The sequence below is a fragment of the Xanthocytophaga flava genome (assembly GCF_030068545.1).
Classification (GTDB): domain Bacteria; phylum Bacteroidota; class Bacteroidia; order Cytophagales; family 172606-1; genus Xanthocytophaga; species Xanthocytophaga flava.
Map to the genome: position 1 here is coordinate 597,987 of NZ_JASJOR010000001.1, position 18,708 is coordinate 616,694.

Sequence of the window (18,708 nt, forward strand, 5' to 3'; positions counted from 1 at the left end):
GGAAGATTTGTAAGAAATAATAGTGAAAACACTTTGCTTGTACAAAAATAACAAAGCCTCACGGATTCTGAGAATCTGTGAGGCTTTCGATTATTCAGATTATACTTAAGCTGTTACAGACAATTTTTTGGCAACAGCTTCAAATGCGTTGGAAAGCTTCTGACAACGTTCAGTTAGTTGTTCGTCAGTCCAGCCCACCTTTACCTGCAAGGAGATCAAACGACTGATCAGATTGTCAGTTTTAGGAATATAGCTACGGATTTTAGACCAATCCTGTGGCTTCTCCTGGTGGTGGATAGGCATAGGATTTACACTGGTCAGACTGATCAGGTGATCCCAGTTTTTGATGTAGTGATAGTTATTGTCAAACCAGTAAGCATAGCTATCCAGGTTTTGTGCTTTAAATTCTTCTACGGCCAAACGGGCAGTGGCTTCATCCGGCATGAAGAACGACAGAAAGGTAGCAGAATCACCTGCTTCATCTGTCATCTGACGGAACTGGATAAACGGAAACTTACTTAACGTATTAACCAGAGTAGCTTTGTTTTTGCGTTGGATCTCGATAAACTGTTTGATTTTACGCATCTGAGCCAGACCTACAGCAGCATTGAACTCACCAATACGGAAGTTGATACCCAGTGCAGGGTGTTTTTCCATCCCCCGGTTGTTTCCTATGTGATCGTGTCCGTGATCGGAGAATACGTCTGCGTTTTTATACAGTTGTTCGTCGTTGGTAACCAATACACCCCCTTCACCACAAGTAGTAATCTTAAAGAAGTCAAAAGAGTAACAGCCCATACGTCCCCACAATCCTGCCGATTTACCTTTGTAGCTTGCACCCAATGCCTGTGCTGTATCTTCAATCAGCATGACATTGTTATCCTGGCATACCTTTACTATCTCATCCATCTTAGCCATCGCACCACACATCTGCACCAATAGAACAGCTTTGGTTTTAGGAGTAATACAGGCTTTGATACCTTCTGGTGAAAGATTTAAGGTTTCGTCAATCTCAGCAAATACAGGGATGGCACCTAACCACAATACGGCTTCAACAGTCGCAATAAAGGTGAAAGGAGGCACAATTACTTCATCATTATAACCCACTCCGCATGCAGCCAGTGCACATACAACGGCAGCACTTCCATTACTTACAGCATGCGCATATTTAGCACCTACAAAATCAGCCACTGACTTTTCAAAATCACGGGCTTTCCAGTGCCCTTTACGCTCTGCATCATGGTTGTAGCGAAACATTACACCAGTTTCCAGTACATCCATTACTTCGCGGCGTTCTTCTTCGCCAAAAAACTCTATTCCAGGCATAATAAAATCAGTTTTAAAGTTCTTAGTTCACAGTTAAGAGGTACAAAGGAACGACTTAACCCAGAGAAAAACAAAAATGCAGCCAGTACATGTCGGGTATTCTATTATTACATGGTAAAACACCTTTCTAACAGCCCACCATAAATGCCTATAACATACTGAAAATCAATCGATAAACAAACCACAACTATCCTACAAATCTGTTGAATACCAACGTAATTTTTTGTATATTTAAGGTAACAAAACTATATAATAAACCATTTTACACGTCTTACCTAGATGCCTCGTTATCACAGCAATACAATAGCCATTCGCAAATACAGATCTGAGTACTATCGTTTGAGAAAGCAGGAAGCCCGTATGAATCATGAACTGTTTCGTATGAAAAAACGCATGAAAGATCTTGCTGAAGATGAAGAAAATTCTCTAACCAACCATAAACTTCTAACAAGGTTAGTAGCTCATGCCGAACACCAAAAAGCTGAACTGGAAGCCCAACCCGTTTCAAAACAACGAGACAAACAACTCAAAAAAGCGGAAAGAGAGTTGAAAGATGTTCGTGTAAAATACAAACGCAGTGACCTCCACCTGGCTGTGATTGACCAGAAGAAAGATAAGGACAATGCGTCTAAGTATATTCTCAAAGAAGCCAAACGTGATGATGTGACTATCCGTATTGAAGCAGCCTATGAGGCATGGCAAAAATTTGAGCAACTTGAGCAACAGGAAAATGCTGATTTTGAAGCGTATGTATTGCAGCAACAAGCACAAGTAACTACTGAGGTGAAATCTTTGACTCAGGAAACACCTTCTTTACCGAAAACTCCTTTGTCTGAGGTGCAAACATCTACCCGATTTACAGCCTACGTTTACCCAGCCAAAACACAGAGGTTGGTGTTTCAATCTTATCAAACCTGTACCTATCAACACCATAAACAGGAACAAATCTGTGATTCTTTTGCAGTGATTCCAAATTCAGGAGAATCAATACGAAAAGGAAATGCACTGATTACCAACAATTCCTTTAGATAACAATCTTCAGATAATCAATCTGTTCTGAAATAGTTTCTTATTCCCGGCAAATACATATTTACTGGGTGGCTATCTTATTTTATATTAGCCAGGAAATAAGAAACTACCTATGCGATTTGTTACCTGCCTAACCCTGTTTATCTTTCTAAGTATGTCTTTATCTGCTCAACAATGGAATAAAGCTGAAACACATCAGTTGTTAAATCAATTGCACCAATCAGGAGTGATCTCTAAGCAAGGTGTAGATTATTTTTATTCATCTCTGGCATCTTTTGATAATAGCTTATATGCAGATTATTTAGAGATCTCCAAGCCATCAATGTATTTCAGTTCCGTTAGTGATTCTACACAACAGGATACAGCATTCAGCCTTTCCCTTACCTACCTATTATCTCAATTTAGCTTTGTCACAAAAATAATAAATCAGTCTGGGATCAATTTATCTCTGACACCTGGACAAAAAACAGAGAATAAAGCATTTGTGCAAAAGTATGAAAGTATCATAGGTCCTGTATGGCGTAATACTTTATTTTCGCCATACAAGCTCAAATCTTTATCAGATAAAGACCAAGTATATAAACAACTACAGACTGATTGTCATGCATTAAATGACACCTTGCACAAATACCATGTTCTTGAAGATAAAGTATATCAGGAAGTGAAAACCTGGATCGAAAATGAATTTATAAGTAGTACTATATTTACTTCTCTGTTTGAAAGAGCATTTGTACAAAGTAGTTTCTATGATGACTATGAACAGAGTAAACAGAAACAACTTGCCTATATAGACACTCTGCATATGGCAGGGATTATATCCACACACAATCTCCAAGCACTGAAGAGATCATACAAACCATACAAATTACTGAGTCCTCCTGAAGTGTTAACCTATGCTCACCGAGCATTTGTATTAGATTTTAAGGCATTACCTAACGACAGTCTCCAAGCACTTTTACAAGTCTATACAATGCTACGGGATTCTCTGTTACCGGAGTTTGATTTTACCTATCAAAAGACCTTTGACGAAATTGTTATAGATGAGTATGACAAAGAATACAAAGATACTTTCGTTGACTTTGTAATTAATAAAACATCATATCAGCAAAGTCTATCTTTTACTCCTATGAAAGTAATAAACCGTACTCTAAATGATATTACAACAGAAAGTGGTGTAAACATTAGTAACTTTAAGATTATAAATGACTTTCTGGCAGACCAAAATAGTTCTTTGAGATTATTTGTCATTGACGACAAAGACGAAAAGCAGCTAAAGCTTGGTACTCATATTAGCTTTATACTAATGGATAGTTTACAAGCTACTGCCCTAGACAAGGCATACCCCATAATTACAGAAATAATCCTGCACTCTACGACTTTTGATAAAAAATACAACAGACAAGGTTTAGAAAAGATGATTCGGGAATATCAATCAATTGGTATTATTCCATCTCTGTATCAAGATACGCTAAAGGTTTTATTGACTAAGATGATCAGGGATAATGTAAATTCACAAGAGCGGCTGCTTAGATATATGTCCAATATAATAACATGTCCGGATTATAGCGCATCTGATGATGACACAGAAGAACTTAAAAATAAGTATAAAACATTCCTCCTCGATTTACAGAATATTTCTCGAAATAGTTTTATGCCAACAAAGAGTATAGATATGAAAATCATAAAAGGAAAACACAAAACCTCTTACGAATATAGATTTACCCTAAATGGCAAAACATATACTCAGAAAACAATTGATAACTATTCATTTTTCTGGGAAGGAAAGCTTATCCAATCAATCAATCAGGTATTAAAAGAAAATAATGTAAAAGGAGCTTTTTACCAGATAGGGTATAATAAATACTTTATTTTTCTATCACCTCAGCAATACCAACACTTAAAAACAGCTCAACCTGAACTCTTTCCAGAATCGCATTAGAAAGATAACCTTTGGTTAAGTACATCCCTTTCATATAGGTAATCTGAAAGATACAGAGTATCTTTTGCCAGTTTATCTACCTATTTCCCATGATAAAAGATTTTGATTCGCTGGAAACTCAGCTTGCAGATGCTATCGATGCCTATGATTTGTCTGCTATTGTACATATATCCCAGCAACTTCCGGCAGATGCTCCCGAAGACTGGAGGCAGTATGTACTGGAATCCGGGTTTCTGGTTTTGCTTTCCTATCTTGAGTACGATCAGATGTGTGGCAAATTAAGTGATGGAGGCCTCGATTTTATGGATGAAGTTATTGAAGAGGCAGAGAAGTTTTATGGTTCTCCTTTGCCATTTCAACGGGCTCAAGTGTTGTACCAACGTTATGAGGAACTTGAATCTACAGACATAACACTCGCACAAGTATATCTCCGACAGGCTATTGCCGAACTAACAGAGGCATTAGAGGTTCACCCAGATGACACATTAGCCAGATCCCTTAAAGCCCGGTTATACGATCAACAGGCGCAGTTGGATGTAGAGAATGCGTATTCTTACTGGAAGTCCGCATTGGATGATATCAATAAGCTAGAAGAATCCATAGAACTAAAATTGTGGATTCTTTATCATTCCTGGGAGAAACCAGATCCTTCTTTACTAAAGGCACAAGAACTGGCACAGAAACAGTTTGAAGTAAAGATTGAATATCAATTAACGACGAATCCGGATCTGATCTGGCAATTGTTGGAAGGAGGCATACGCATTTTAGAATGGAAAGACATGCCCGAACTGAAAGAGGCGGTATCGATGTGGCTCGACCAATCTCTGGATTGGTATAACCCTCAGGCAACACCTTCTGTCTTACGCAGTGCAGGTTTACTTCTGAGTGGTCAGGGTAAGAAACACCAACGGGTAGATTACCTGGATAAGGCGGCAGAATGTTTTGAACAATTTATCCAGAAAGAACCTGCCCATGCTATGGAGGTATACTATCTGGCAGAAGTATGGAAAAGCTATGCGGACATTATCGACAAACAAGGCGAATCAGGACTGAAGTATATTGCCAAGGCATGGCTTGTCTATCGGGAGCATGAAGAGATTGTGAAAATCAACTTCTCTCCGTTGTTTCATTATGCGGAGTTTATGGAATACTTGTATTACCAGGATGATTTTCCCAATCGTCCTTCAGAAGAAGAAGTATTATCATTGGCAAAAGAAGTAGAAGAGGCAGGCAATGGTCACTATAGTGGTCCAGGAATGATACAAACACGTATGGCATTAGTTAACAACGATACAGATACAGCCCTATATCATATTTCCCGTCTGCTATTACGATTTGAATTACTGATTGATGAGCAGATTAAAACCCTGTACCAAACATTACCTCATCAAGCTCCAAAAATCCTCACCGACTTTCTGAAACAGGCAGTTGAGTTTCTGGAGGAAATTACCCCTCACTACTGTTATGATCCTAAGTTGTCCCTGGCTGAACTTAATCAACTTACCAGAGAAGAAACAACTGAGGCGTGGCAGAATAGAATGGAAGAACTACGTCAGGCACAAATTCGTAGGCGAAACTATGAAGATCAAAACCCGATAGTGTAAGCCATTGCTTACTAATAACATAGTACATTGACAGAAACAGACAGGCACAGTTTTAGTACATGTTCTGTATTATCCATCAATTTATATGTTATGAAAAAGTATAATATAAAAACCAGTGTTCTTACAATAGCCTTAGCCTTAGTGGCACCACTGGCGCTACTAGCGCAAGAGTCTGGCAATACAAAAGAAAATTCTGCCATGATAGGAAAAATCAGCAAAGTTGATTTTGAGCGTATGAACAAGGAAGGTGCAGACAATGTAAAGGCAATTACTCCTACATCGAAAAAGCTTTCAGAGGAAGATCAAGCTTCGTTTCTAGAACTAATCAACGCAGGCAATCAGCAAATGCTAATCAGCCAGATTGCAGCTCAGCGGGCTACCAATCCACAGGTAAGAGAATTGGCTCAGGCGGAGGTAGAGGAACAAGCTGGCCTTGCAAGCAAACTACAGGAAATCTCAATAGCAAAGGGGATTCAATTACCCAATGGGGTCTCTAATCAAACGCAGGAAATGTTATCACGGTATGATAAGCTTACAGGAGGTCAGATAGATCGTTACTATATTGCGGAGAGTGCAGTAAAAGGCCATGAAAAGTTATTTAAACTAATCAGTTCTATTGAAGCAAAGGCTAAGGATAATAATCTGCAAGACCTGGCAGCAGTGGTTCGTCCACTTGTAAGTACCCACTTGCAGGTATCTAAAGATGTATTAAGTTCTTTAAGTGGAGGTACAGTAGGTAACAAATAAAATTAGTTACTTCACTATGAGACCACCCCAATTTGGATGTGGGCTTATTCTACAAATAACCCAAGCCTACGCTTTTAAAAAAATGTGGGCTTGGGTTATTTGTTTAAGCATACCTATAATAACGCTTCCAGATGGATTGGGAATTGATTGATTCGTTTGCCAGTGGCGTGATAAATCGCATTGGCAATGGCTGGAGGCATAGCTACCAAACCGATCTCCCCTACTCCCTTGATACCTAACTCGTTCAGAATCTCTTCTTTCTCCTCTACAAACATCACATCTAGCTCGTGTATATCCGCATGTACTGGAATATGGTATTCTGCCAGATTGGGATTCATGTATTTTCCCAGGTTAAAGTCGCTGATCGTCTCCTCACGTAGGGCCTTGCTAATACTCCATACCATTCCACCCAGAATCTGGCTTCGAGCCGTTTTTGGATTGATTATTCGTCCGGCAGCTACAACTGTTAAAGCTCTGGTTACATTTACTACACCCAATTCCTCATCTACTTCTACCTCTACAAAAGCGGCACTGTGTGTAGCCCGTGAATATTTCTTCAGCTTAAATACATTGGGCACAGCGAAGTTGGTTGTTTTTACAGGGCGTCCTTTGTTGGCATCAATGACTGTTGTGAGTTTTACAAAAATGGATGGATCGTCCTTACGGTACATAGAACCTTCTCTAAAAACAACATCATCCATGCTGGCATTTGCAAAAGCAGAGCCTTCCATTTTCTGAGCCTTCTTTAACAATTTTTTGCGGAGTGCCTTACAAGCCTCACGCACAGCAGTACCCACAGAAGCTATTGTGAATGAACCACCTTGTATAGGTGCAAATGGCATTTTACTATCTCCATATGAAAAGTTCACATCTCCCAAAAGTAAACCTAACTCATCTGCTGCAATCTGGCTTATAACAGTCAATGTCCCTGTGCCAATGTCTGTAACAGCACTCTTTACCTGCAACTTTCCCTGTTTGGTAAAAGCAACTTCTGCACGAGCAGGTAGTCGGTTTGCTTCCCATATACCGGTTGCCATACCATAACCTATCAATTTATTACCCCGCTTCATACTACGAGGTTGAGGATTCCGGTTAGCCCAGCCAAATTTCTCAGCACCCTTCAAATAGCATTCTTTCAGCTCTTTACTTGAATAAGGTCGATCTACACTAACATCTTTATCTGCATAGTTAATCAGCCGCAGTTCCAAGGGATCAATATTTAGTTTGTAGGCTAGTTCATCCATTGAACTTTCAATGGCATGTATACCAGTACTCCCTCCGGGTGCCCGCATATCCAGCGGACTATATACATCCAATGACACTAGTTTGTATTCCATTAATGTATTTTCTGCCGGATACAACATATGAGACCAGTTAACTACTACCTCTGTATAATCTTCAAACTGTGATGTTTCAGCAAACGCACTATGGTTCAGCGCATTCACCTTTCCATTTTTATCCGCACCAAAACGGGTATATTGTATGGTAGGCGGGCGATGCCCAAATGTGAACATCTGGTGTCTCTCCAATACAACCTTTACCGAGCGTTTCAGTTGCAAGGCAGCCAGTACAGAAAAGAACAACTGGTATTGTGGCCGTAAGCCAGAACCAAATGCCCCTCCGACATAGGGAGAGATGACCCGCACATCTTTAAAAGACAATCCAAATACATTGGCTACATACACCTGACAGTTTACAGTTCCTTGAGTCTTATCATAGATGGTAAGTTTTCCATCTTTTTCATAAATAGTTGTAGTAGCAAATAACTCCAGTGGATTATGATGCTCTGTACCATGACAATACTCAGCCTCAACCTGTGCATAGGATTGATTGAATGCCTTCTCAAAGTCTCCCACAGGTTTTGGTGGCAAAGGCTTGAGCAAAGTTGCTAATCCAACCTTAGGTGCACGTGCTTTATCCAGATTATTTTTAAGATTGGTTTCAAAGTGTTCTTCTTCGTAATCTATCTTTACCAGGCTAGCGGCATACCGTGCCAGTTCAAACGTCTCAGCTACCACCAATGCAATAGGTTGTCCATTGTATAAAATATCGCCATTGTGTAAAGGTTTAAATACCGTTCCGGGAGGCGCATCCATATCCGCATATTTGAGATCAAGCCAGGCTAGTGAAGGTTTGTTCTCATGTGAAAAGACTTCGATTACGCCTGTCAGGGCTTTGGCTTCTTCTGTATGAATAGCGATGATTTTGCCTTTGGTAATAGTGCTGTTGACGATATAGCCATACAACAAGCCGGATGTAATGTAATCACCTGCATATTTTGCTTTGCCAGTCACCTTCAGATGTCCTTCCAAACGGCTTACAGACTGGCCTATTAAGGGTTGTGTTGACATATATTTTTTTAAAAGTGAATAAAGTTTTCTTACAAAGAAGGTTGGGCGCCGGGTAGTTGTGTTTCCGGATGGAGGGCCATCATGCCGTTACGGATGATAGCTCTTTTGGCTAGCTCAATCTTAAAGTTATTGTGCATAAATCCGGTAGCTCCCCGCAGGATTATATCGGCAGCAGCGCCAAAGTTCTCTCGTGATGCCGTTTTGCCTCTCAGAAACTCTTCTGCTTCTGGTACTCGCCAAGGTTTGTGAGCTACTCCTCCCAAAGCGATTCTTGCATCCCGAATAACATCTCCCTCAAGTTCCAGTCCTGTGGCAACAGATACCAGTGCAAAAGCATAGGAGTTACGATCCCGCAGTTTGAGATAGGAGTAGTTGCGTGAAAATCCTTGACCCGGTAAATCTATGCTGGTAATAATTTCACCAGGTTGCAGATTATTGTCCAGATGCGGTGTATCACCTGGCAAGCGATGAAAGTCAACCAGAGGAATAGTATGATCTGAATACGGGCCTGACACATTTACTTGTGCATCCAGAGCAGCCAATGCCACACACATATCGGAAGGAAACACAGCAATACATTGTTCGCTTGTGCCTAGAATAGCCATAATGCGATTGTAACCATCAATAGCCGAACATCCAGAGCCTGGCTCTCGCTTATTGCAAGGAGCATTGGTATCATAAAAATAATAACAACGTGTCCGCTGCAACAGGTTACCTCCATTCGTAGCCATATTACGAATCTGTGGTGATGCTCCAGCTAAAATAGCTTTTGCCAGCAAAGGATATCGTTGTTCAACGAGTGGATGGTAGGCCGTATCCGCATTGGTAACCAGTGCTCCTATGCGTATACCTCCGTCTTCCATTTCTTCTATGGAATGGTACTCCTCGATAGGATTGATATCAACCAAAGCATCCGCAGAGGTAATGAAATATTTGAGCAGGTCAATGACATTAGTTCCTCCTGCTATAAACTGTGAGTGTCCGTGAGAGTTTAGCTGTTCTATAGCGTCTGTCACTGTATGTGCCCGTGAATATGCAAAGTTATTCATCCTTCCCTCCCTCCTTTACTTCCATAATAGCATCAATAATGTTTGTATTGGCCCCACAGCGACATAAGTTGCCACTCATCAGTTCTTTTACATCCTCACGGGTCTTGGCTTTCCCTTCTTCCATCATACCAATAGCACTGCATATTTGTCCGGGAGTGCAATAGCCACATTGAAAAGCATCATGTTCAATAAATGCCTTCTGCAATGGATGCAACTCTCCTTCTTCAGGAGTTACCCCCTCAATAGTTGTGATGCTTGACCCATCTTTCATGACAGCCAGAGTCAGACAACTATTGATTCGTTTGCCATCACAGAGTACTGTACAGGCTCCACACTGACCATGATCACATCCTTTCTTAGTACCTGTCAGATGAAGATACTCACGTAATGCATCCAGTAAACTTACCCAAGGCAGTATCTGTATCTCTTTCCGGGTTCCATTGATAGTAAGAGAAATAGTATGAGGACTTCCCATTTCTACCTGGTCTCCCTGCATTGATGTTGGTGAATACAGTATTGACATATTGTTTCTCATATCAGAATGAATAAAAAATAGTAAAACAATATGTGTGATAAATAGTATGCCTCAGATACAGGGGCTAACTCAATCCGAAGACAGAGGAAGAAGAGTCTGGAAAAACAAAACCAGTTTATGGGATACCTTTATAGCACATAATCCTGTAGAGGTGAAGAAGAACATAGACTGCTCTCATTTTTCTCAGCAAAATCGCACTCGTAATACAGAATTCTTCTTCCTCAAAAAAGCGTAAAATTCATTTATAAACATCTACAACACAAGCAATTTCACCTAGTAAACCGGGGCATTATTTTCACTTTTTTGCTTAGAAAAAACTATACCTTCCTAAAGAATTAACAATGACATTCAGACAATGCTATACTGTAGAACAAGTATAGCAATACATTGGCATTCAGGAACGTAAAGAATGCAGGATTGGTTAACTCTTTACAAAACATCTCTTTTGAATGTATACCATCTATCCACCTTCAACTACAATAACCTATGCATCCAATCGAACAGGAATTAGAAAACCGAATACTTATTCTGGATGGAGCGATGGGAACCATGATACAACCTTATGGTTTATCAGAAGCTGACTTCAGAAACGCTTCACTGGAACATCATGCTATAGAGCTCAAAGGGAACAACGATTTGCTTAACGTAACCCGTCCGGATGTTATCAAAGAAATTCATCTGCACTATCTACAGGCAGGTGCCGACATTCTATCGACTAACACTTTCGGAGCCAATGCGATTTCTCAGGAAGACTATAAAACTGCCGATCTGGTGTATGACATCAATTATCAGGGAGCCAAAATTGCCAGAGAGACGATTAAAACTTATCAGGAAAATAACAGATCCCGGCCTCTTTTTGTAGCAGGAGCAATGGGACCTACAACCAAACTTGCTTCGATGTCACCTGATGTCAACAATGCAGGGTTTCGTTCTGTTACTTTCGATCAGTTGGCAGCAGCTTATACGGAACAGGCCAAAGCCCTTATCGATGGCGGTGTAGATCTGTTTTTACTGGAGACTATAACAGATACATTGAATGCCAAGGCGGCGTTGTTTGCATTGATGCAACTCTTTGATGAGATTGGTCAAAAATACCCAATCATGGTATCAGGCACTATTGCTGATGCCAGTGGACGAATTTTGTCAGGTCAAACTATTGAAGCATTTATTATTTCTATTTCGCATGCACCTCTGTTGTCTGTTGGTTTAAACTGTGCTCTTGGTGCTAAAGAGTTACGACCTTATATACAGACACTGGACAAAGAAGCTCCTTTTTATGTAAGTACCCATCCTAATGCCGGACTTCCTAATCAGTTTGGAGGATATGATCAATCTGCAGAGGAATTTGCGTCGCTTGTTTATGAATTTGCGAAAAATGGCTGGCTTAACATCGTAGGTGGTTGTTGTGGTACTACTCCTCAGCATATAGAAGCACTAGCCAGCAAGATCAAAAATCTACCTCCCAGACAAAAGCCAGCTCGTCGCATGCAGAGAGAAGGTGTAACTTCTCATCCCAAACAAGGTGAATACAGTGGAACAAGTAAAAGTACGAATGCATTGTCACTACAGGAGCTTTTGCAAAAGGTTTCCGAGGCAGAGGATGAACAATCCTTTTTACAGGTCAAAGAAACATTTGAGCAGAATAAAAAGCAGTATCATCCAGAACAGGCAATGCTAATCAATGCACATATTTTTGGCCGCTATCAGTATTTACGTAGTGCCAATAAATTTGCCCGCTAATTTTATCCCTAATTCTAGTTTCCTCAGCACAGGTTAGATCCTGTGCTTTTTTGTTTATTCCCTTTAAGTCATACTACACTATTTTGAGTAATTCTTTCTAATTGTCTCTACTTACGCCCTCTTAAAAAACATGATTTTTATCATCGTTTTGTCCAGTAAAGATCACTCAAACATACACTGTTGCTCATCATTCTTGCCGTAGCCATCTAGTAGTTTTGAAGTGTTTCTCAGGTGATATAAAATCTAGTCTGATCACAGAGAAAAGCTTAACCAAAACAATTAAAGGATGTCTTCCCAGTTATCTTCTACTCAACAAAATCTGACCTGTTACCATTGTGGTGACAAGTGTCAGGACCATAGTCATCAGGTTGATGATAAAGTATTTTGCTGTAGTGGTTGTCAGACTGTCTATCAGATTCTGGAGGAAAATAAACTGGAGGCATTTTATACTATAGATAAAAAGGCAGGAATACGTACAGAAGCCATTGATAAAGGAAAGTTTGCCTATCTGGATATTCCTGAAATCAAATCCCGTCTGATCGACTTTACAGATGGCAATATCACTAAGGTTAGTTTCTTTATACCTACTATCCATTGCAGTTCATGTATCTGGCTATTAGAAAACCTGTACCGCATCAATGCGGCTATCACTTTTTCGAGAACAGACTTTCTGAAAAAACGTATCTCCATTACGTTTTTGGAACAAGAGACCTCCCTGAGGACCATAGTGGAACTGCTGACGAGTCTGGGCTACGAACCTCAGATCTCTCTGGATAACGTAGAGAATCCGGAAAGAAACAATAATGCCGGAATCCCAAAAACATTTACCTCACATAAATTACTGGTTGCCAAACTGGCAGTCGCTGGCTTTGCATTCGGTAATATCATGCTGATCAGTTTTCCGGAATACTTTGGCTTTGATACACATTCAGAGCATTCTTTTCGGTATCTGTTCAACTTTCTGAACATTTTACTTGCCCTACCTGTATTCTTCTTCAGCGGCTGGGGGTATCTGAAATCTGCCTACCAGAATCTGCGTCGTGGAATCTTGAACGTAGATACCCCACTAGCCCTGGGAATGATCGTGGTATTTACACGTAGTCTGGTAGATATCTTTATGGGATATGGTCCGGGCTATCTGGATACCTTATCAGGATTTGTGTTCTTTTCACTGATAGGCAAATGGTTTCAGCAAAGAACCTATGATACTTTACGGTATGACCGTGATTTCAAATCTTATTTTCCAGTAGCTGTTACTGTAAAAGATGGCGAAACCGAAAAACAGGTTCCGGTAAGTGAACTACAGGTAGGCAACCGGATCATTATCCGCAACCAGGAACTGGTTCCGGCAGACAGTCTACTTATCAGCCCAAAAGCTCATATAGACTACAGCTTCGTGACAGGCGAATCCATGCCAATGCCCAAACAAGCTGGTGAAACACTATATGCAGGTGGAAGACAAGTTGGAAATGCGATTGAGATGGAAGTAGTAAAGCCAGTATCTCAAAGCTATCTGACTCAGCTCTGGAATGACGAAGCGTTTGCTTCTTGTCGCACCTGTGTGTCAGATCCTGCAACTACTCCAGTAACTAGTAGTTCAGAATCTATTCAAAATCTATTTAACCGTTATTTTACTGTTGCCCTACTTCTTATTGCCACTGTTTCAAGTGGTTTCTGGATAGTACAACATGACTATAGCCGTGCACTGAATGCCTTCACGTCTGTATTGATAGTAGCATGTCCTTGTGCACTGGTATTAGGTTCTTCCTTTGCACTAGGTAACGCCATCCGTATTCTGGGCAAATATTCCTTTTTCGCCAAAAATACGCAGGCTATAGAAAACATTGCTCGTCTCGATGCCATTGTATTTGATAAGACCGGAACAATCACCGAAAGCAATACATCAGACGTAGAGTTTGTAGGATACGAACACCCTCTGACAGATACACAAAAGAAATATATTCTGGCACTGGTAAAAAATTCTGTACATCCCTTATCTCAACATTTGTACAAACACCTGTCACAATTTATAACCAGTGACTATACCACTGAACAGTTTCAGGAAATATCCGGAAAAGGACTTTCAGGTCTAGTGAATGGACATCAGGTATGGATAGGCTCTGCCGAATTTATGTATGAAAAACTGGGAGCAGAATCTGTAGCCTTTCATTTTCCTGATACACTGACAACACGAGTACTGGCAGGTATTGAAGGTGAATACCTGGGCTACTTCCAATTCCACAATCATTACCGTAAAGGATTGGATGCCATGAATCTGGAATTGTCTATGAACTACGATCTGCATCTGCTTTCAGGTGATAATGCAGGAGAAGCACCTAATCTGAAGTATTTCTTTAAAGATGAACAACACCTGCACTTTCATCAAAGTCCGGCAGATAAGCTAAACTTTATCAAAGCACTTCAATCTGAAAACAAACAGGTGATGATGCTTGGCGATGGTCTAAATGATGCAGGAGCTCTTCAGCAAAGCAATGTAGGTGTAGCAGTCAGTGACAATATAGCCTATTTCACACCAGCGTCTGATGTGATTCTGGATGCATCCAACTTATGGTTTCTACCAGGCTTCATCTATTTCTGCAAGCAAAGTGTAAAAGTTATCAAGGCCGCTCTGGTGCTGGCAGCGATCTATAATCTGGTCGGAATCTTCTTTGCAGTACAGGGAACATTATCCCCACTGATTGCAGCCATCCTGATGCCTGTCAGTTCTATTAATGTGATTCTCTTTACCACCTTTTCTGTACGATACTTTGGAAAGCGGTTAGAGAAAAACAGACACCAACTTAAGACATATACCTTTTCAGCGATATGAGTATCATATATATACTTCTGACAGTCAGCCTGATTATGGCGAGTGTGTTTCTGGGAATTTTTCTCTGGAATCTCCGTAACGGACAGTTTGACGACGACTATACACCTTCTGTCCGGATGTTGTTTGACGATGAAGATATATCTGCAAAACAAGATCGACAAACAAAAACATCAGGCTAACCACCGATCTATTTCCATACTTAAAATCAGTTAAATCTACCAATCAAACAATTACATACATGCAAATCGAACACTTTCATTATGACAACAAAATTGTCCGGAACTTCGGGATTGCCACGATGATCTTCGGGGTTGTTGGTATGCTCGTTGGTGTAACGGTTGCTTTTCAGTTAGTGTTTCCTCAGCTGAACTTTGGCATTCCGTATACATCTTTTGGACGTCTCCGTCCACTGCATACCAATGCCATTATCTTTGCTTTCGTGGGCAATGCCATATTTATGGGAATTTATCACTCCCTGCAACGTCTCTGCAAAGCACGGATGTTCAGCGATCTGCTAAGCCAGATTCACTTCTGGGGATGGCAGGCTATCATAGCAGCAGCAGCGATTACACTGCCACTAGGTATGACTAGCTCCAAAGAATATGCAGAGTTAGAGTGGCCAATTGACATTGCGATTACACTGATATGGGTTGTGTTTGGTGTCAATATGCTGGGCACCATTCTGAAACGTCGCGAACGTCACATCTATGTTGCTATCTGGTTTTACATAGCTACCTGGGTAACAGTTGCTCTTCTGCATATTGTTAACTCCTTCGAAATGCCTGTTAGCTTCTTCAAAAGTTATTCAGCCTATGCAGGTGTACAAGATGCACTGGTTCAGTGGTGGTATGGACACAATGCGGTTGCATTCTTCCTGACCACTCCATTCCTGGGCTTGATGTATTACTATCTGCCTAAGATGTCTAACCGTCCTGTATATTCCTATAAATTATCTATCCTGCACTTCTGGACACTGATCTTTATCTATATCTGGGCAGGACCTCACCACTTGTTGTATTCTTCTCTTCCTGATTGGGTACAATCACTAGGTGTTGTCTTCTCCATCATGTTGATCGCTCCATCATGGGGTGGTGGTATCAACGGTCTGCTAACACTACGTGGTGCATGGGATAAAGTACGTGAAGATATCCGGTTGAAATTTATGGTTGTTGCCATAACAGCCTATCTGATGGCAACATTTGAAGGACCTCTGTTGTCTCTGAAAAATGTCAATGCCATTGCACACTTTACTGACTGGATTGTAGCACACGTACACGTAGGTGGACTAGGCTGGAACGGATTTATGGTATTCGCAATATTGTATTACCTGGTTCCTAAAATGTGGCAGACTGAAGTATATTCTAAAAAGCTGATGAACTTTCACTTCTGGATTGGCACACTGGGTATTCTGTTCTATGCAATTCCGATGTACTGGGCTGGATTTACAGCAGGTCTGATGTGGAAAGACTTCAATCCGGATGGAACCCTGCAATATCCTAACTTCCTGGAAAGTGTAACCAAAATGATTCCTTTCTATGCGCTACGTGGTATTGGAGGTGTGATGTATCTGTCAGGAACATTAGTTATGATCTATAACCTTTGGATGACAGCTCGTCAGGGAACATTCTTAGCAAATGAAGCAGCCTCTGCCCCTGCATTGGAAACTAACACTACAGTAGCAGGTCATCATCACTGGCATAAAATATTCGAACGTAAGCCATTGCTTCTGACTGCAGTATCATTGGTTGTAGTTGCGATAGGTGGTATGATTCAGATTATCCCAATGCTTACAGTTGATGAAAACATCCCAACTATCGCCAGTGTAAAACCTTATACAGCACTGGAACTGGAAGGCCGTGATTTATATATCCGTGAAGGTTGTGTGTCTTGTCATACTCAGTTGGTACGTCCGTTCCGCAGTGAAACAGAACGCTATGGAGAATTTTCAAAATCCGGAGAATACATATATGATCATCCATTCTTGTGGGGCTCTAAGCGTACAGGTCCGGATTTGCAACGTGTAGGTAAGAAATATCCTGACAGCTGGCATTATCACCACATGCGTGATCCAGAATCCATGTCACCAGGCTCGATCATGCCAAAATATGAGTGGCTACTGGAAAACCCACTAAGCTTTAGTCTTACCAAAGACAAACTGGCAACCTTGCGCAAAGTAGGCGTGCCTTATACAGATGAAGAAATTGCCAATGCCGAAACAAGTATGAAAGAACAGGCAAAAGTTATTGTTGACAATCTTCAGAAACAAGGGGTGAAAGTAGATCCGGACAAAGAGATTGTAGCGATGATTGCCTACCTGCAACGTTTGGGTACAGATATTAAAAACAAAGAAGAGGTGACTTTAAAATAATAACAGCACCTTCTAAGTAATCTAAAATCTATCGTCTGTGCAAACAGGCAACTACACCCGAGTAGAACATTAACTATTCTCCCTTCGGGCTCCGGGAGAATATCTTCTACGATCATGTTTAAGCAATTCTTAGATAAAGTAGCTGGTGCGGATGTGTATTTAACCATCTCTCTACTCATATTCATTTTCTTCTTTATAGGAATGGCAATCTGGCTTGTGTTTGCCGACAAGAAATACATTGAGAAGATGAAGCATTTGCCAGTAGAATCAGAGGACTAGTTCAACGCTCAAACGATAAAAGACATACATATATGTTACGAAAAACATTCACTTCATTATTCTTTAGTAGTCTGACTATACTTCCTTCTATGGCTCAGACAGCATCAGCCCCTAAAGCTGGTGACGAGGAATTATTCCGGTACATTCTGGTTGTTATTTTCGGAGTTGTCATACTTATGCTTTTTCTGGTTGTATTGATTTTGTTTCAGCTAACACTGGTAGTTAGCAACAAAGTAACCAGAAAAGAAGAAATTCCAGCAGAAGAGAGAACTACCATCTGGCAGCGTATAGCAGGTCTAAAACCAATCTCAAAGGAAAAAGACCTTCTGTTGAAAGAAGATTTTGATGGGATATCTGAACTTGACAATCCCGTTCCAGGATGGTTCAATGCTTTCTTCTATGGTACTATATCCTTCGGTATACTTTATCTGCTTGTATTCCACGTTTGGCGTACCTCTGACCTCCAAGATGTAGAATATGACAAAGAAATGCAGATTGCAGAAGTAAAGAAAGAAGCCTATCTGAAAACAGTAGCCAGCAACATCGACGAAACCAGTGTAAAGCTATCTACCAATGAACAAGATCTGGCTAAAGGTAAGGATGTATTCATAGCTCAGTGTGCGGCCTGTCATGGCCAACAGGCACAGGGTATAGTAGGTCCTAACCTGACAGACGAATACTGGTTACATGGCGGAAAGATCAATGATGTCTTTAAAACCATCAAATATGGTGTACCTGCCAAAGGTATGATTGCCTGGGAAAAGCAACTCAATCCATTGCAGATGCAGCAGGTAGCTAGTTATATATTAAGCCTTCAGGGTAGCAATCCTCCCAATGCAAAAGAACCTCAAGGTGATAAAGTTGATACCAAACAATTATCCATGAATTAATCAACTTTCTCCACTCTCAGT

Annotated in this window: 14 protein-coding genes and 1 pseudogene; 11 read left to right on the top strand and 4 right to left on the bottom strand. The window is 40.7% G+C overall.

All coding sequences use genetic code 11. The annotated features are described in order from the left end of the window. Window positions 1–105: 105 nt before the first annotated feature. Window positions 106–1,326: a DegT/DnrJ/EryC1/StrS family aminotransferase gene (locus QNI15_RS02455; RefSeq protein WP_314030352.1), complete on the bottom strand. Its 1,221-nt coding sequence runs from the start codon at window positions 1,324–1,326 to the stop codon at window positions 106–108. Window positions 1,327–1,605: 279 nt separating this feature from the next. Here QNI15_RS02455 and QNI15_RS02460 point away from each other — a divergent pair, with 279 nt between their 5' ends. From QNI15_RS02460 to QNI15_RS02475, 4 genes are all read left to right on the top strand, one after another. Continuing rightward, the gene (locus QNI15_RS02460) at window positions 1,606–2,358 is read left to right on the top strand and encodes a hypothetical protein (protein WP_314030354.1); all 753 of its coding nucleotides are present in this window, start codon (window positions 1,606–1,608) and stop codon (window positions 2,356–2,358) included. Window positions 2,359–2,509: 151 nt separating this feature from the next. Beyond that, window positions 2,510–4,294 carry a hypothetical protein gene (locus QNI15_RS02465; RefSeq protein WP_314030356.1) on the top strand — a complete coding sequence of 595 codons (1,785 nt, stop codon included), beginning with the start codon at window positions 2,510–2,512 and terminating at the stop codon, window positions 4,292–4,294. 89 nt (window positions 4,295–4,383) lie between these two features. Then, window positions 4,384–5,898 (top strand): hypothetical protein, encoded by a 1,515-nt coding sequence (locus tag QNI15_RS02470; protein ID WP_314030357.1) that lies wholly within the window; start codon window positions 4,384–4,386, stop codon window positions 5,896–5,898. A 90-nt stretch (window positions 5,899–5,988) separates the two neighbouring features. Further along, complete coding sequence (locus tag QNI15_RS02475; RefSeq protein WP_314030359.1) at window positions 5,989–6,645, top strand: DUF4142 domain-containing protein; 657 nt, start codon at window positions 5,989–5,991, stop codon at window positions 6,643–6,645. A gap of 113 nt (window positions 6,646–6,758) precedes the next feature. Here the strand turns inward: QNI15_RS02475 and QNI15_RS02480 are convergent, their stop codons facing one another. The 3 genes from QNI15_RS02480 to QNI15_RS02490 are packed head-to-tail and all read right to left on the bottom strand — an operon-like array spanning window position 6,759 to window position 10,568. After that, window positions 6,759–8,996, bottom strand: coding sequence for a xanthine dehydrogenase family protein molybdopterin-binding subunit (locus QNI15_RS02480; protein ID WP_314030361.1), 2,238 nt, complete (start codon window positions 8,994–8,996; stop codon window positions 6,759–6,761). Window positions 8,997–9,025: 29 nt separating this feature from the next. Next, complete coding sequence (locus tag QNI15_RS02485) at window positions 9,026–10,045, bottom strand: FAD binding domain-containing protein (RefSeq protein WP_314030362.1); 1,020 nt, start codon at window positions 10,043–10,045, stop codon at window positions 9,026–9,028. Then, on the bottom strand, window positions 10,038–10,568 hold the full coding sequence (locus tag QNI15_RS02490) for a (2Fe-2S)-binding protein (protein WP_314030363.1): 531 nt from the start codon (window positions 10,566–10,568) through the stop codon (window positions 10,038–10,040). The genes QNI15_RS02485 and QNI15_RS02490 overlap by 8 nt, the downstream gene beginning before the upstream one ends. Before the next feature lie 58 nt (window positions 10,569–10,626). Between QNI15_RS02490 and QNI15_RS02495 the strand changes: the two genes are divergently transcribed. The 7 genes and pseudogenes from QNI15_RS02495 to QNI15_RS02525 all read left to right on the top strand — a co-directional run bounded on the left by QNI15_RS02495 (window position 10,627) and on the right by QNI15_RS02525 (window position 18,687). Continuing rightward, on the top strand, window positions 10,627–10,815 hold the full coding sequence (locus QNI15_RS02495) for a hypothetical protein (RefSeq protein ID WP_314030364.1): 189 nt from the start codon (window positions 10,627–10,629) through the stop codon (window positions 10,813–10,815). 251 nt (window positions 10,816–11,066) lie between these two features. Next, window positions 11,067–12,014: pseudogene (locus QNI15_RS02500) on the top strand (homocysteine S-methyltransferase family protein); the annotation flags it as partial. Between the two features lie 592 nt (window positions 12,015–12,606). Beyond that, complete coding sequence (locus QNI15_RS02505; protein ID WP_314030366.1) at window positions 12,607–15,150, top strand: heavy metal translocating P-type ATPase; 2,544 nt, start codon at window positions 12,607–12,609, stop codon at window positions 15,148–15,150. Beyond that, the gene (ccoS, locus tag QNI15_RS02510) at window positions 15,147–15,329 is read left to right on the top strand and encodes a cbb3-type cytochrome oxidase assembly protein CcoS (protein ID WP_313993846.1); all 183 of its coding nucleotides are present in this window, start codon (window positions 15,147–15,149) and stop codon (window positions 15,327–15,329) included. Before QNI15_RS02505 ends, ccoS begins: the two co-directional genes overlap by 4 nt. Window positions 15,330–15,388: 59 nt before the next feature. Then, on the top strand, window positions 15,389–17,518 hold the full coding sequence (gene ccoN, locus QNI15_RS02515; RefSeq protein ID WP_313993849.1) for a cytochrome-c oxidase, cbb3-type subunit I: 2,130 nt from the start codon (window positions 15,389–15,391) through the stop codon (window positions 17,516–17,518). A 114-nt stretch (window positions 17,519–17,632) separates the two neighbouring features. Next, window positions 17,633–17,797 (top strand): hypothetical protein, encoded by a 165-nt coding sequence (locus QNI15_RS02520; RefSeq protein WP_313993852.1) that lies wholly within the window; start codon window positions 17,633–17,635, stop codon window positions 17,795–17,797. Between the two features lie 32 nt (window positions 17,798–17,829). After that, window positions 17,830–18,687: a cbb3-type cytochrome c oxidase N-terminal domain-containing protein gene (locus QNI15_RS02525; protein WP_313993855.1), complete on the top strand. Its 858-nt coding sequence runs from the start codon at window positions 17,830–17,832 to the stop codon at window positions 18,685–18,687. Window positions 18,688–18,708: the final 21 nt, after the last annotated feature.

Bases quoted from the DNA above. Each gene is read 5' to 3' on its own strand.
- QNI15_RS02465 (WP_314030356.1), top strand. From the start codon at position 2,510: ATGTCTTTATCTGCTCAACAATGGAATAAAGCTGAAACACATCAGTTG.
- QNI15_RS02520 (WP_313993852.1), top strand. From the start codon at position 17,633: ATGTTTAAGCAATTCTTAGATAAAGTAGCTGGTGCGGATGTGTATTTA.
- QNI15_RS02505 (WP_314030366.1), top strand. From the start codon at position 12,607: ATGTCTTCCCAGTTATCTTCTACTCAACAAAATCTGACCTGTTACCAT.
- QNI15_RS02485 (WP_314030362.1), bottom strand. From the start codon at position 10,045: ATGAATAACTTTGCATATTCACGGGCACATACAGTGACAGACGCTATA.
- QNI15_RS02460 (WP_314030354.1), top strand. From the start codon at position 1,606: ATGCCTCGTTATCACAGCAATACAATAGCCATTCGCAAATACAGATCT.
- ccoN (WP_313993849.1), top strand. From the start codon at position 15,389: ATGCAAATCGAACACTTTCATTATGACAACAAAATTGTCCGGAACTTC.
- QNI15_RS02525 (WP_313993855.1), top strand. From the start codon at position 17,830: ATGTTACGAAAAACATTCACTTCATTATTCTTTAGTAGTCTGACTATA.
- QNI15_RS02490 (WP_314030363.1), bottom strand. From the start codon at position 10,568: ATGTCAATACTGTATTCACCAACATCAATGCAGGGAGACCAGGTAGAA.
- QNI15_RS02455 (WP_314030352.1), bottom strand. From the start codon at position 1,326: ATGCCTGGAATAGAGTTTTTTGGCGAAGAAGAACGCCGCGAAGTAATG.
- QNI15_RS02495 (WP_314030364.1), top strand. From the start codon at position 10,627: ATGCCTCAGATACAGGGGCTAACTCAATCCGAAGACAGAGGAAGAAGA.
- QNI15_RS02475 (WP_314030359.1), top strand. From the start codon at position 5,989: ATGAAAAAGTATAATATAAAAACCAGTGTTCTTACAATAGCCTTAGCC.
- QNI15_RS02470 (WP_314030357.1), top strand. From the start codon at position 4,384: ATGATAAAAGATTTTGATTCGCTGGAAACTCAGCTTGCAGATGCTATC.
- QNI15_RS02480 (WP_314030361.1), bottom strand. From the start codon at position 8,996: ATGTCAACACAACCCTTAATAGGCCAGTCTGTAAGCCGTTTGGAAGGA.
- ccoS (WP_313993846.1), top strand. From the start codon at position 15,147: ATGAGTATCATATATATACTTCTGACAGTCAGCCTGATTATGGCGAGT.